Origin of the sequence: Cronobacter sp. EKM101R, from assembly GCF_963888145.1 — a bacterium.
GTDB lineage: Bacteria > Pseudomonadota > Gammaproteobacteria > Enterobacterales > Enterobacteriaceae > Cronobacter > Cronobacter turicensis.
The window spans coordinates 65,533-79,135 of the sequence record NZ_CAWPHW010000042.1 but is presented as its reverse complement, the minus strand read 5'-3'; the positions used below and the strand labels follow the sequence as shown (position 1 = coordinate 79,135).

At 59.1% G+C, this 13,603-nt stretch carries 10 protein-coding genes; 5 read left to right on the top strand and 5 right to left on the bottom strand.

Going from position 1 to position 13,603, the window contains the following annotated elements:
- Positions 1-58 precede the first annotated feature (58 nt).
- Positions 59-2,764 carry an HTH-type transcriptional regulator MalT gene (malT, locus tag AACV31_RS17790; protein WP_105538427.1) on the bottom strand — a complete coding sequence of 902 codons (2,706 nt, stop codon included), beginning with the start codon at positions 2,762-2,764 and terminating at the stop codon, positions 59-61.
- A 598-nt stretch (positions 2,765-3,362) separates the two neighbouring features.
- Here malT and malP point away from each other — a divergent pair.
- The 3 genes from malP (at position 3,363) to cspE (ending at position 8,360) form a co-directional block, all read left to right on the top strand.
- A complete protein-coding gene (malP, locus tag AACV31_RS17785) occupies positions 3,363-5,765 on the top strand; it encodes a maltodextrin phosphorylase (RefSeq protein WP_165155227.1) in 2,403 nt (800 codons plus the stop codon).
- A gap of 10 nt (positions 5,766-5,775) precedes the next feature.
- Positions 5,776-7,875, top strand: coding sequence for a 4-alpha-glucanotransferase (gene malQ, locus AACV31_RS17780; protein ID WP_165155229.1), 2,100 nt, complete (start codon positions 5,776-5,778; stop codon positions 7,873-7,875).
- A 272-nt stretch (positions 7,876-8,147) separates the two neighbouring features.
- Entirely contained in the window at positions 8,148-8,360 is a 213-nt protein-coding gene (gene cspE, locus AACV31_RS17775) for a transcription antiterminator/RNA stability regulator CspE (protein ID WP_007764985.1), read from the top strand.
- Between the two features lie 159 nt (positions 8,361-8,519).
- Here the strand turns inward: cspE and nfuA are convergent, their stop codons facing one another.
- Both nfuA and gntX read right to left on the bottom strand, forming a co-directional pair.
- Positions 8,520-9,095, bottom strand: a complete 576-nt coding sequence (gene nfuA / locus AACV31_RS17770; protein WP_165155231.1) for a Fe-S biogenesis protein NfuA — start codon at positions 9,093-9,095, stop codon at positions 8,520-8,522.
- 58 nt (positions 9,096-9,153) lie between these two features.
- The gene (gntX, locus tag AACV31_RS17765; RefSeq protein WP_165155233.1) at positions 9,154-9,831 is read right to left on the bottom strand and encodes a DNA utilization protein GntX; all 678 of its coding nucleotides are present in this window, start codon (positions 9,829-9,831) and stop codon (positions 9,154-9,156) included.
- 39 nt (positions 9,832-9,870) lie between these two features.
- Between gntX and bioH the strand changes: the two genes are divergently transcribed.
- Together bioH and AACV31_RS17755 are read left to right on the top strand one after the other, a co-directional pair.
- Positions 9,871-10,650, top strand: a complete 780-nt coding sequence (gene bioH / locus AACV31_RS17760) for a pimeloyl-ACP methyl ester esterase BioH (RefSeq protein ID WP_161589785.1) — start codon at positions 9,871-9,873, stop codon at positions 10,648-10,650.
- Positions 10,651-10,732: 82 nt separating this feature from the next.
- Positions 10,733-11,002, top strand: coding sequence for a YdgH/BhsA/McbA-like domain containing protein (locus AACV31_RS17755; protein WP_007764970.1), 270 nt, complete (start codon positions 10,733-10,735; stop codon positions 11,000-11,002).
- Positions 11,003-11,050: 48 nt separating this feature from the next.
- Here the strand turns inward: AACV31_RS17755 and feoC are convergent, their stop codons facing one another.
- Together feoC and feoB are read right to left on the bottom strand one after the other, a co-directional pair.
- Positions 11,051-11,287: a [Fe-S]-dependent transcriptional repressor FeoC gene (gene feoC, locus AACV31_RS17750; protein ID WP_007764967.1), complete on the bottom strand. Its 237-nt coding sequence runs from the start codon at positions 11,285-11,287 to the stop codon at positions 11,051-11,053.
- Positions 11,287-13,602: a Fe(2+) transporter permease subunit FeoB gene (feoB, locus tag AACV31_RS17745; protein WP_165155235.1), complete on the bottom strand. Its 2,316-nt coding sequence runs from the start codon at positions 13,600-13,602 to the stop codon at positions 11,287-11,289. The genes feoC and feoB overlap by 1 nt, the downstream gene beginning before the upstream one ends.
- Between the last annotated feature and the right edge of the window lies 1 nt (position 13,603).

Sequence of the window (13,603 nt, the reverse complement as noted above, 5' to 3'; positions counted from 1 at the left end):
TGCCTGGTAGGGTGGGTAAGCGCAGCGCACCCACCATTAACGCGGATTACTGCTCACCCTAAACCCCATACCCCATCATCTTCAACAACTGCTGGGCGTGCTGAACGGCATCCTGACGGTGCGCCACGCCGAGCTTCTGATACAAATTCCGGATATGGGTTTTAATCGTGGTGGCCGCCACATCAAGCTCGCCGGCAATCTGATCGTTGCTGTAACCGGAATAGATAAGCCCCAGCACCTGCCATTCACGCTGCGTCAGCGGGCTGGTGCGAATTAACTCCGGCACTTCCGGGTGATTCAGCAGCTTATTGACGAAATTCTCATCAAAATGCGCAAACTTGTGGCGATGATGCTGGTTAATATCGCGCAAAATACGCTGCGCGCGATGCTGTTCGATCTCCGGCAGCGTATTGAGCTGCAACAGCTGACGCAACTGCTGCGCCATCGCTTCGCCTTCAATCACGAAATGGCTGATAAACCCGGTGCGGTTCGCCAGCGTTAACGCCTCCATCAGCACCCGCTGGGCGTCGCTTTTCCGCCCGGCATTCCAGTAAAGCTGGTTCAGCAACAGCAGGTTGCGGTTGATATCGCTCATCAGACGCAGGCTGCGGGCGTTTTCATTCAGCTCTTCCAGCACCATCTCCGCGGGCTCGTAATCGCCAAGCAGGATCTGGACGCGGGCGATATTGCGCCACTGGCTTTGCAGGAAATGGTTATTGGCGAAGGCCGGTTTCGGCGTCTGGCGCAGCCAGGCCGCTGCCGCGGCTTTGTCGCCGGTCATCTGCCAGTAAATCACCCGCACTTTGTCGGCGTTAGAGACCCAGTCGCTGTGGTAATGCCCGTTACCGAGCAGGTTTTCGAGACGGTTCAGATGGCTGCGGGCGTTGTCGAGATCGCCGCGCGCCAGCGAGCACTGCACCAGCAGCGCCAGGCACTGCAACTGCTGCTGCGGCTGGTAGTTCGCCAGCACGGTCATGCCCGTACGCGCGCAGGCTTCCGCTTCATCCAGCCGCGCCCAGGCCCACAGCAGCTGCGCGCGAATGCGCAGCAGGAATTCATGCAGCGGCAGCTGTTCGAGATGCTGCTCCTGAATCAAGATGAACGCCTTCTCCTGCGTCTCCCAGGCGGCCTGTAAAAAGCCCTGGGCGAAGAGAATTTCGCTCTGCTGGATAAGGCTCCAGAGCGCGTAATGCCAGACATCGTGACGGCGCGCCATCAGTTCAGTTTGCTGCATCACCGACAGCGATTTCGTTAAATCGCCTTTGCAGTGCAGCACTTCGCCGTGTACCGACGTCGCCACTATGCGACTGTAGAAATTCGCCAGCGGCAGCGTCTCCAGCGCGACCATCGCCAGCCGCTCGGCCTCGTCCGGGTCGCCGTCGTTAATCGCCACCTGCGCGCGCAGGGCGTTGAATTCGCCATGCAGCGTGTCGTCCATTTCGCCTTTCATCTCCTGCTCGGCGCGCGCCAGCAGAGTATTGACTTCGCTGTAGCGGTGCTGGCTCTGCATCAGCCAGGCCTGCAACAGCACGAGGCGCGGGTTCGCCAGCAGGCTCTCCCAGGGCAGGGCTTTTAAAGACTGTTCCAGCAGAGTGAGTTCACTGTGGTTGAACAGCCCCCAGGCGTGATTGAGCAGAATATCGCGCAGCATATTGGCATCGCCCGCGGCAAGCGCGTGGTGGATGGCTTCACTCGGGAAGCCTTGCGCCATCCAGCTCTCCGCCGCCGCGCGGTGGATATCCGGCAGCTCTGTCGATAGCTCCCACTGGCAGCGCTGACGCAGGAAGTTACCGAACAGCGGGTGATAGCTGAACCATTCACCGGAATCATCCATACGCTGCAAAAACAGCCCCTGACGCTCGATCTCCTCCAGCCGCATCTGACCGTTTTCTTCGCCGGTTACGCGCACAATGAGCGCGTCGTTCATCGAGCGCAGCAGGGCGCTTTTCAGTAAAAACTGACGGGTATCGTTATCGACGTTGTTCAGGACTTCATCGACCAGATAATCGGAGAGATGGCTGGCGTTAATGCCCGCCAGGCGGCGCGCCGACTGATGCACCGCGCCGGTATTCTGGCGCGCCGACAGGGCGATAAGTTGCAGGGCGGTGGCCCAGCCTGCGACATCGTCGCAAAGGCGGCTGCTCTGCGCCGGTTCGATGGGCTGGCTCAGGCGGCAGTCGAAAAACTGACGCGCTTCCTGGTGCGTAAAGGCGAGCTGCTGGCTGCCGATTTCGAGTAACTGTTCGCGCACGCGCAGGTTGGCGATGCCCAACTGCGGCAGGTTACGCGACAGGACTACCAGCGTCAGGTGGTCAGGCTGATGGCGCAGGAAGAAGCGCATCGCCTCGTGGATAGCTGGGTTGGTGATAAGGTGGTAATCATCAATCACCAGAAAAAGCGGGCGCGGCCAGTCCGCCAGCTCAATGAAAAGCTGGGCGAAAAGCGACGAGAGGCTCGCGTACTGGCGTTTTTGGGCCATCACTTCGCTACTGGCGCAGTGGCCGCCGGTGGCCTGCTGGATGGCGGCGATAAGATAGCTGGCGAAGCGCTCCGGCTGGTTGTCGCCTTCATCAAGCGAATACCACCCCAGTTCGGTTTTACCTGCGGCCCACTGGGAAATTAACGTCGTTTTTCCGTAGCCGGCGGGGCTGGTGATAAGCGCCAGCCGGTAGTTGCTAGCGCCGGATAATTTAGCCAGCAGACGTTCACGAACCACAGTGTGTTCAAGACGAACCGGGCGACTTAACTTAGACGGTATCAACATAGGATCACTTCACTGTGCAGGAGGCAAAGAGATGACGATTTTTTTTGAGCTTCGTAATTAATACTAAATTAAGGTCGGACAGAATCGGGCTGAATGCAAGTTATGTCCTTTTTTGGGCATCTTAAAGTTGCACTCTGTCACATTTCCATTTTTTCTGTGAATATTTCAGCCCCGTGCGTCTGCGAAGGCCGTTGGCTCTGGCTTTGCGTTCTGTCGCGGCTGATTTTTATTTCGCCACCGGCGCAGTAAACTTTGCAAACCGGGAGCCGTTTTGCCGGTTTTTGTGCGCGAAATCACCGTAAAAAAGCGTCAGAACCGGGCTGAAGCGTTATTTTTAGTGAGAATTCATTTCTGCGGTAACCGCGTATCTGGCGGGGTGGCGGTGTCAGATTACAACGCGGCGTACAGGGGCCGAAGGCGTAGTATTTCCTGCGTGTTTTACCGCTTTCCGTGTGGGTTTTAGTGCCCGGGATCACAGTTTTTGCTACTACCCGTTCCTCCTCCCTCGCTAATCCTGCGCAGGATGAGGAATTCGCAAAGGGGGCCGGGCAAACTAGCGGAAATTCTCCTTATTTTTGCTACAGGACCCCGATTCACTATGTCACAGCCCACCTTTAACCCGGTCGAATTCGAGGCTGCTCTGACCCGTCAGTGGCAGCGTTTTGGTTTACACAGCGCCAAAGAAATGACGCAGCGCCAGTGGTGGCAGGCGGTCAGCGGCGCGCTTTCAGACATGCTCGTCGCGATCCCGCCGCACCAGCCGCAGGCGAAACAGCGTCACGTGAACTATATCTCGATGGAGTTTCTGATTGGCCGTCTGACCGGCAACAACCTGCTCAACCTTGGCTGGCACGATGAGGTGAGCCGCATTCTGGAAAGCCATAATATTCATCTGGGCGATTTGCTGGAGCAGGAAACCGATCCGGCGCTGGGGAACGGCGGTCTGGGGCGTCTGGCGGCCTGCTTCCTGGATTCCATGGCGACCGTCGGGCAATCGGCGACCGGCTATGGCCTGAACTACCAGTACGGCCTGTTCCGCCAGTCTTTCGAAGACGGCAAACAGATGGAGGCGCCGGACGACTGGCACCGCCGCAGCTACCCGTGGTTCACCCATAACGAGGCGCTGGATGTGCAGGTGGGCATCGGCGGTAAAGTGATTAAAGACGGGAAAACCGCGCGCTGGGTGCCGGGGTTCGTCATTACCGGCGAAGCGTGGGATCTGCCGGTGGTGGGTTACCGTAACAGCGTGGCGCAGCCGCTGCGTCTGTGGCAGGCGACGCACGCCCATCCGTTCGATCTGACCAAATTCAACGACGGCGATTTCCTGCGCGCTGAGCAGCAGGGCATCGACGCGGAAAAACTGACCAAAGTCCTCTACCCGAACGACAACCATCAGGCAGGCAAAAAACTGCGTCTGATGCAGCAATATTTCCAGTGCGCCTGCTCCGTTGCCGATATTCTGCGTCGTCATCATCTGGCGGGCCGCAAACTGGCTGAGCTGCCGGATTACGAAGTCATCCAGCTTAACGATACGCACCCGACCATCGCTATTCCTGAACTGCTGCGCGTGCTTATTGACGAGCATCAACTGAGCTGGGACGACGCCTGGGCGATCACCAGCCGCACCTTCGCCTACACCAACCATACCCTGATGCCGGAAGCGCTGGAGTGCTGGGACGAGCGCCTGATCCGCACGCTGCTGCCGCGTCATATGCAGATTATCAAAGAGATCAATACGCGCTTTAAAAAGCAGGTGACGAAAACCTGGCCGGGCGACGAGGCGGTCTGGGCGAAACTGGCCGTGGTACACAACGGCCAGGTACGTATGGCGAACCTCTGCGTGGTGAGCGGTTTTGCGGTGAACGGCGTGGCGGCGCTGCACTCCGATCTGGTCGTCAAAGATCTGTTCCCGGAATACCACCAGCTGTGGCCGAATAAATTCCACAACGTCACCAACGGCATCACGCCGCGCCGCTGGATGAAGCAGTGCAACCCGGCGCTGGCCGCGCTTATCGACAAATCGCTGAAAAAAGAGTGGGTGAACGATCTCGACGCGCTGGCCGGGCTTGAGAAATATGCCGACGACGCCGCGTTCTGCAAGGCGTACCGCACTATCAAGCAGGAAAACAAACAGCGTCTGGCGGCGTATATCCACGCCCGTACCGGCATTGAAATCAACCCGAACGCGCTGTTTGACGTGCAGATCAAACGTCTGCATGAGTACAAACGTCAGCACCTCAACCTGCTGCACATCGTGGCGCTGTACAAAGAAATTCGCGAAAACCCGAACGCGAACCGCGTGCCGCGCGTCTTCCTGTTTGGCGCAAAAGCCGCACCGGGTTACTACCTCGCGAAAAATATCATCTACGCTATCAACAAAGTGGCGCAGGCGGTGAATAACGATCCGCGGGTCGGCGATAAGCTGAAAGTGGTCTTCCTGCCGGATTACAACGTCTCGGTCGCCGAGATGATGATCCCGGCGGCGGATATCTCCGAGCAGATCTCTACCGCCGGTAAAGAAGCGTCCGGCACCGGCAACATGAAGCTGGCGCTGAACGGCGCGCTCACCGTCGGTACGCTGGATGGCGCGAACGTCGAGATTGCCGAACAGGTGGGCGAAGAGAACATCTTTATCTTCGGCCATACCGTCGAAGAAGTGAAAGCGCTGAAAGCCAAAGGGTATGATCCGGTGAAATGGCGCAAAAAAGACAAACTGCTGGATGAAGTGCTCAAAGAGCTGGAAAAAGGCGTCTACGCGGATGGCGATAAACACGCTTTCGATCAGATGCTGCACAGCCTTGGCAAACAGGGCGGCGACCCGTACCTGGTGATGGCGGACTTCTCGGCTTATGTTGAAGCCCAGAAGCAGGTGGATGTGCTCTACCGCGACCAGGAAGCCTGGACCCGCGCGGCAATTCTCAACACCGCGCGCTGCGGCATGTTCAGCTCTGACCGCTCCATCCAGGATTATCAGCAACGTATCTGGCAGGCAAAACGCTAAAGGAGCCGCCATGGAAAGCAAACGCCTTGACTCCTCCGCCCTTGCGGCGGGGATTAGCCCTAACTACATCAATGCGCACGGCAAACCGCAGGCGATTGGCGCTGAGACCAAACGGCGTTTGCTGGAAGCGATGAACCCTGAGGCCGCCCCAAAAGCGGCCGATAAATCGCCGCTGCCGCCGGTGAAAGTGGTGACGAAAAGCCGCCGTATGCAGTTAACGCCGCAAGGCCGCGGTGACTACCACTGGCTGCTGACCAGCGAAACCGGCGAGCAGTTTAGCGGCAACGCGCGCGGCGGCGAGGCGCTGACACTGCCTGCGAAGCTGGAAGAGGGGTATCACACGCTGACGCTTACGCGTGACGATAATCGCTGGCACTGTCGGCTTATCGTCGCGCCGAAGCGTTGCTATGAGCCGCAGCCGCTGCGTGAGGGTAAAAAACTCTGGGGCGCGTGCGTACAGCTTTACACGCTGCGCTCGCAGAACAACTGGGGCATCGGGGATTTCGGCGATCTGAAAGCGATGCTGAATGAAGTGGGCCCGCGCGGCGGCGCGTTTATCGGCTTAAACCCGATCCATGCGCTCTACCCGGCGAACCCGGAAAGCGCGAGCCCGTACAGCCCGTCGTCCCGCCGCTGGCTTAATGTTATCTATATTGACGTTAACGCCGTGGAAGATTTTCGGCGTAGCGATGAGGCGCAGACCTGGTGGAAGCGCGACGCCACGCAGCAGGCGCTGAAAGCGGCCCGCGAGTCGCAGTGGGTCGATTACTCGACCGTGACCATGCTGAAGCTCACGGCGCTGCGGATGGCCTGGACGCGTTTCTCCACGCGCGGCCCGGATGATGACGATGTGGTGGCGTTTCGCGATTTCGTGGCCCGCTCGGGCGAAAGCCTTTACTGGCAGGCGGCGTTCGACGCGATTCACGCCTGGCAGGCGCAGGAAGATCCGATGCGCTGGGGCTGGCCGGCCTGGCCGAAAGCGTATCAGAACACCAGCAGCCCGGAAGTGCAGGCGTTTTGCAAAAAACGGGCGGATGAGGTCGATTTTTATCTCTGGCTGCAATGGCTCGCGTATGAGCAGTTTGCCCGCTGCTGGGAGACCAGCCAGTCATACGACATGCCGATCGGGCTGTATCGCGATCTGGCGGTCGGCGTGGCGGAAGGCGGCGCGGAAACCTGGTGCGACCGCGAGCTTTACTGCCTGAAGGCGTCGGTCGGCGCGCCGCCGGATATCCTGGGGCCGCTTGGCCAGAACTGGGGCCTGCCGCCGATGGATCCGCACGTGATGCAGGCGCGCGCCTACGAGCCGTTTATCGAACTCCTGCGCGCCAATATGACCCACTGCGGCGCGCTGCGCATCGACCATGTCATGTCGCTGCTGCGTCTGTGGTGGATCCCGTACGGCGAAACAGCAGATAACGGCGCTTACGTGCAGTATCCGGTCGACGATCTGCTGGCGATCCTCGCGCTCGAAAGCCAGCGCCACCGCTGCATGGTGATCGGCGAAGATCTCGGTACGGTTCCGGCGGAAATCGTCGGCAAGCTGCGCGACAGCGGCGTCTACTCGTACAAAGTCCTGTACTTTGAAAACGAAGGGGGCAGCCGCTTCCGCGCGCCGAAACGCTGGACGTCGCAGGCGATGGCGGTTGCGACCACTCACGATCTGCCGACGCTGCGCGGCTACTGGGAAAGCGGCGATTTAACCCTTGGGAAAACGCTGGGGCTCTATCCCGATGAAGAGGTGTTAGAAGGGCTGTACGCCGATCGCGAGCGGGCGAAACAGGGGCTGCTGGAGAGTCTGCATCAGCATGGCTGCCTGCCGAAACGCGCAGGACACCACGCCGCGCGCATGAAAATGGGCGCCACGCTGAACCGCGCGCTCCAGCGCTATATCGCCGACAGCAACAGCGCGCTGCTCGGGCTTCAGCCGGAAGACTGGCTGGATATGGCGCAGCCGGTGAACGTGCCAGGCACCAGCTATCAGTACCAAAACTGGCGTCGCAAGCTCACCGTCGATCTGGAAACCATGTTTGCTGACGACACCGTTAACCGGCTGATCAAAGACCTTGATAAACGTCGCCGCGCCGCATCGGCGGTAAAGCGTAAATAACAGTTCGCCCCTGCGCGTCGCGAAACGCGCGCAGGGGCGACTATTTTTGCCTCCCTCAATAAAAAGCTTGCTTTGTGGGAGCCAGCATGCGTTAATGCACTCCTCGGTTTGCGAGACAGACCCGTCGAAAAGCAGTTTAGTAAAGCAGTTCTCATTTCAAGTGTTATCCCAAGATATCCCTTCTTTTTGAGTCTCCTCCATAAGCGCTAAGTAAATTCTGTTATGCAGGCCACGCAACGCCGTAAGGCTCAATGATTTTTTAAGGTGATAACATGTCTGATAAAATGACTGGTTTAGTAAAATGGTTTAACGCGGAAAAAGGTTTCGGCTTCATTACTCCGGACAACGGTAGCAAGGACGTTTTCGTTCACTTCTCCGCAATCCAGGACAACGGCTTCAAAACCCTGGAAGAAGGCCAGAAGGTCTCTTTCACCGTTGAAAGCGGCGCGAAAGGCCCGGCAGCTGCGAACGTAACTGCCATTTAATCGCTCCCCTTGCGCGGTTTCCGACAGCGATGACGGGTTAACCCTGAGCAGTGAAATCGACGCAAAAAAGAACCCGCCTTGTGCGGGTTTTTTTATTCCGAGCATACGCGAAAAAAAAGCCCGCTTAAAGCGGGCTTTTTTACTGGCTTGCGATCGCGCTTAGTAGTAAGAGTGCTCGCCGCGCTGGTGCTCGGTGAGATCGCGCACGCCTTTAAGTTCCGGGAACTCGTTCAGCAGCTGCTTCTCGATACCTTCTTTCAGGGTCACGTCCACCATGGAGCAGCCGTTGCAGCCGCCGCCGAATTGCAGAATGGCGTAGCCTTCGTCGGTGATCTCCATCAGCGTAACGCGACCGCCGTGGCCTGCCAGCTGCGGGTTGATCTGCGACTGCAGTAAATATTCCACGCGCTCCATCAGCGGCGCGTCATCCGCCACTTTACGCATTTTCGCGTTAGGCGCTTTCAGCGTGAGCTGCGAGCCCAGCTGGTCGGTCACGAAATCGATTTCCGCATCTTCCAGATACGGCGCGCTCAGCTCGTCGATATAGGCGGTGAGCAGGTCGAATTTCAGTGCGGTATCCGTAGCTTCCACGGCGTCGGGCGGGCAGTAGGACACGCCGCATTCAGCGTTCGGGGTGCCTGGGTTGATAACGAATACGCGGATCTGCGTCCCTTCTTCCTGGCTTGCCAGTAGCTTGGCAAAGTGTGCCTGGGCGGCATCGGAAATACGGATCATAGCAATGGCCTAATAGTTGACTATTTTAGTTGGTTATAATACGCCCATCATCGAGGCTCTACAAGGTTCGACACAGGCACCATACCTGGACAGTCGCCGCGCCGTTGCGCTTAAGCAGGCGCGCGATCTGGGCAACAGTACTCCCTGTCGTGACGACATCATCCACAATAACGATATGGAGACCCGCCACCGGTAATTCAACCCGGAAGGCGTTTTTCAGGTTGCTGCGCCGCTGCCGGGCGTTGAGCTGCCGCTGGGGCGGAGCGGCTTTGATGCGCGCTACCGCGTCCGGCGCATAGCGTATCCCGAGCCAGCGTGACAGCGCCCTGGCGATAAGTGCGCTTTGGTTAAAACCGCGTCGCCAGACGCGTGTGCGGTGCAGCGGCACGCTGATGAGCAGATCCGCCGCGGGAAGCGCGCCGCTGCGCTTCGTGGCAAGAATTTTCAACAGCAACAGGCGGGCGAGCGCGGGCGCCAGCGCCGTACATCCTTGAAATTTAAACTGATGCACCAGTCCGCTTACCGGCGGCGCGTATTCGCTCGCGGCGAGTAGCCGCTGCCAGACGGGCGGCTTTTGCAGGCAGCGGCCGCACGGCTGTGTCTCACACGCGGCAGGCAGCCCGCACTGCGGGCATACGGGTATCTGCCGCAACCGCTGGCAGCGCGAACAAATTCCCCAGTCCGGCACGCGCAGCGGCATCCGGCATAGCCAACACATCCCCGGTATTGTTAGCATGGCAACCTCCTTGTACATCAATCATGAGAAGAGTAACGGATGAATGACCTCTGGTGGCAGACCACGGGCGAAGGAAATTGTCATCTTGTGCTGCTGCACGGGTGGGGGCTGAATGCCGAAGTGTGGCGTTGCATTTCGCAGGAATTACGCTCGCACTTTACGCTGCATCTGGTCGACTTGCCGGGCTACGGGCGCAGCCAGGGCTTTGGCGCGCTGACGCTTGACGAAATGGCGCGCCTGGTGGCGAGCCGCGCGCCTGAACGCGCCGTCTGGCTGGGCTGGAGCCTTGGCGGGCTGGTGGCAAGCCAGGTGGCGCTCAATGAACCGTCGCGCGTCGACGCGCTGGTGACGGTCGCCTCGTCGCCCTGTTTTCAGGCAGGCGACGACTGGCCCGGCATTAAGCCCGAAGTGCTAAGCGGGTTTCAGCGTCAGCTGAGTGAAGATTTTCAGCGCACGGTGGAGCGTTTTCTGGCGCTGCAAACGCTCGGCACCGAGACGGCGCGCCAGGATGCGCGCGTGCTGAAATCTATCGTACTGGCGCAACCGATGCCCGGTGCCGAGGTATTAAACGGCGGGCTGGAGATCCTGAAAACCGCCGATCTGCGAGAGGCGCTCACCGCCTGGCAGGGGCCGTTTTTACGCCTATACGGGCGTCTTGACGGGCTGGTGCCGCGCAAGGTCGCCGCGCTGCTTGATGAGCGCTTTCCTGAAAGCGAATCGCTGGTCTTTGATAAAGCCGCCCACGCGCCGTTTATTTCTCACCCGCGCGAATTCTGCGACGCGCTGCTGGCGTTAAAGGCTCGCCTGGCAAACCCGTGAAAGCGCGCCATACTTTAGATGTCATTGTTATCGGGGCGTTTTTATCCCGCCCTTAACATCATCTGAGCAGGGAGTCATTCTTATGAAATTACGCACCGGTATGCTGTTGTCTGTGGTTCTGGGTTCGCTCTCTTTTGGCGCGCTGGCCGCGCAAGAGCTGCAGAAAGATAAAGTCAAAGAGATGAATCTCACCAAAATCGGCACTATCGTCTCTGACAAAGGCACCGCGCCGATGGACGCGAAAGAAGAACTGATTAAGAAAGCCGATGAAATGGGTGGCAAATATTATGTCATCACCAGCGGCGAGAAAACCGGTAAGGATATCCACGCCACGGCGGATGTTTACAAGTAAGCGGTTTATCAATAAGAAAAGGGGCGGGCACGATGCCCGCCCTGTCGGTTAACGCAGCCGCCACACCTCTTTACGGCACGCCTTGCCCTCCGGGCAGTGGCGACAGCTGCCGCTCAGGCAGCCCGACAGCCACTCCTCCTGACGTTCCGCTTTCCCCATCGCCTCCAGACGACTGAGCATGGCATTGACCAGCGGCAGCGGCGTCGCGAGCTGTTCACTGATACGCTGCGCGTCCATTCTTCCCGAGAGCGCCAGCAGATCCCGCACCTCAATCAGCGTGGCCATCAGTGACACTCCCCGGCGGTCGTTTCGCAGCAGCGGGCCTCGCGACGCGGTGTCAGCAGGCTCACATCCACCCGGCTGCGCGCCCGACGTAGTGCCGTGAGCAGCGCGATATTAAACAGAACGACCGCCAGCATCGCCGTAAGGCTATAGAGCGGATGCGCCTGGAATGTCGCGCCCTGATAGAACAGCGTCGCCAGTGAATACGCGATATTCAGCCCCCAGAGAATCGAAAAGCCCATCCAGCCGCGGCTTGATTCGCGGGCGATGGCGCCCATCACCGAGATGCAGGGGATATAGAGCAACACAAACACCAGATAGCTGTAAGCAGCGGCTTCGCTGCCAAATTTCGCGCTCATCACGCCCATCGCCCCGGTCGCCATCTCACCGTCGCCTTTGCTCGCTTCGATGGGGTTCGCCAGCACGCTCAGGCTGAAGGTGTCTTTCAGGCTCTGCCAGGTTTCCGCCAGCGCGCCAGTCAGTTCATCCTTCAGGCTAAAGCTCGCGGCATCGAACGGTGCCTCGTGGATGTTTTCGGCGGTATAAAGCGTGTTCAGCGTGCCGACCACCACTTCTTTCGCCATCGCGCCGGTGAATAACCCGACGGTGGCCTGCCAGTTGTCTTCCTGCACGCCGATGGGTTTTAACAGCGGCGTCAGTACGCGGCTGACGGAGGCCAGCGCGGAGTCGTTAATGTTGTCCACGGTCTTGCCGCTGAACGAAAAGCTATTCAGCGCGCCAATGAACACACTGACAATGACGATGACTTTCCCGGCGCGCAGCACAAAGCCTTTCAGGCGCTGCCAGGTTTGCAGCAGCAGGCTTTTCAGGTGCGGCACGTGATATACCGGCAGCTCCATCACAAACGGCGTGGCTTCGCCGCGCATGATCGTAAACTTCAGCATCAGGCCGGTCAGGATCGCCATGACGATGCCAAGCAGATAGAGCGAAAAGACCACCAGCGCGCCCTGCTGGCCAAAAAAGGCGGCGGCGAATACCGCGAAAATCGCCAGCCGCGCGCCGCAGGACATAAACGGCGCCATCATGATAGTCATCAACCGTTCGCGCGGCGCGTCCAGCGTACGGGCGCCCATCACCGACGGCACGTTGCAGCCAAAGCCGACAATCAGCGGAACGAACGATTTACCCGGCAGACCCAACGCCTGCATCAGGCGATCCATCACAAACGCCGCGCGGGCCATATAACCGGAATCTTCAAGAAACGACAGAAACAGGTACATCATGCCGATTTGCGGCACGAGCGGCAGCACGGTGTTGATGCCGCCGCCAATCCCCTGGGCGAGGAACAGCGTCAGCCAGGTGGGGAAATGCAGCGTATAGCCGACCCATTGCAGCCCGTGAATGAAAATCGCCACGGAGCCCGCGTCGAAAATCGGCTGCAACGCGCCGCCGATGTTAATGGCAAGCAGGAACATCAGGTACATCACGCCGAGAAAGACCGGCAGACCCAGAAAACGGTTGAGAATAATGTTATCCAGCGCGGCTGTGAGGCGGTGCGGCTCGGCGGTGAGGCTGTTGCTGACGGCGTCGCAAATCGTCGAAATGCTCTGATAGCGGGCGTCAACGATATGCAGCGCCGGGTCATCAAGCTGGCTTTCAAGCTGTGCCTGAATGTGCGGGAGCCGTGCGGCGGCGTCGCCCGCCACGCTGTGGCTGTAGATATCGCCTTCGAGCATTTGCAGCCCGAGCCAGCGGCGTTGCTGGGCGGAGAGATCGCCGGGCATCGCCGCCGCCAGAGTCTCAGCCGCTTCAGAAAGCGGCGCCGGGTAATGGACGCGCTCAATCGTCTGATTACGCTTGTGGCGGTCAATGGCGAGCTTCAGGCTGTCGATGCCGCGGGCGCGCGTAGAAACCAGCGGCACGACCGGGCAGCCGAGGCGGTTCGCCAGCGCGTCGATATCAATGCGGATGTTTTGTTTGTCGGCGATATCCAGCATGTTCAGCGCGACCACGCACGGAATGCCGAGCTCCAGCAGTTGCAGCGTCAGGTAGAGGTTGCGCTCAAGGTTGGAGGCGTCCACCACGTTTATCAGCATGTCCGCATCGCCGCTGAGGATGTAGTGACAGGCGATTTGTTCATCGAGCGAGGTTTGCGAGGAGATGGTGGTCAGAGAGTAGGTGCCAGGCAGATCGACCAGCGTCACCTGGTGATCGGTCGTCGCGAAGCTGCCCTCTTTACGCTCTACCGTCACGCCCGCCCAGTTGCCCACGCGCTGCCGCGCGCCGGTGAGCTGATTAAATAGCGTCGTTTTGCCGGAGTTCGGATTGCCGATTAAGCCAATGGTTAATTTTTTCATT

What these genes read in the sequence shown, in the direction of transcription:
- malP (WP_165155227.1), top strand. Translation starts at nt 3,363, where the DNA reads ATGTCACAGCCCACCTTTAACCCGGTCGAATTCGAGGCTGCTCTGACC.
- malT (WP_105538427.1), bottom strand. Translation starts at nt 2,764, where the DNA reads ATGTTGATACCGTCTAAGTTAAGTCGCCCGGTTCGTCTTGAACACACT.
- bioH (WP_161589785.1), top strand. Translation starts at nt 9,871, where the DNA reads ATGAATGACCTCTGGTGGCAGACCACGGGCGAAGGAAATTGTCATCTT.
- malQ (WP_165155229.1), top strand. Translation starts at nt 5,776, where the DNA reads ATGGAAAGCAAACGCCTTGACTCCTCCGCCCTTGCGGCGGGGATTAGC.
- feoC (WP_007764967.1), bottom strand. Translation starts at nt 11,287, where the DNA reads ATGGCCACGCTGATTGAGGTGCGGGATCTGCTGGCGCTCTCGGGAAGA.
- nfuA (WP_165155231.1), bottom strand. Translation starts at nt 9,095, where the DNA reads ATGATCCGTATTTCCGATGCCGCCCAGGCACACTTTGCCAAGCTACTG.
- feoB (WP_165155235.1), bottom strand. Translation starts at nt 13,602, where the DNA reads ATGAAAAAATTAACCATTGGCTTAATCGGCAATCCGAACTCCGGCAAA.
- cspE (WP_007764985.1), top strand. Translation starts at nt 8,148, where the DNA reads ATGTCTGATAAAATGACTGGTTTAGTAAAATGGTTTAACGCGGAAAAA.
- gntX (WP_165155233.1), bottom strand. Translation starts at nt 9,831, where the DNA reads ATGCTAACAATACCGGGGATGTGTTGGCTATGCCGGATGCCGCTGCGC.
- AACV31_RS17755 (WP_007764970.1), top strand. Translation starts at nt 10,733, where the DNA reads ATGAAATTACGCACCGGTATGCTGTTGTCTGTGGTTCTGGGTTCGCTC.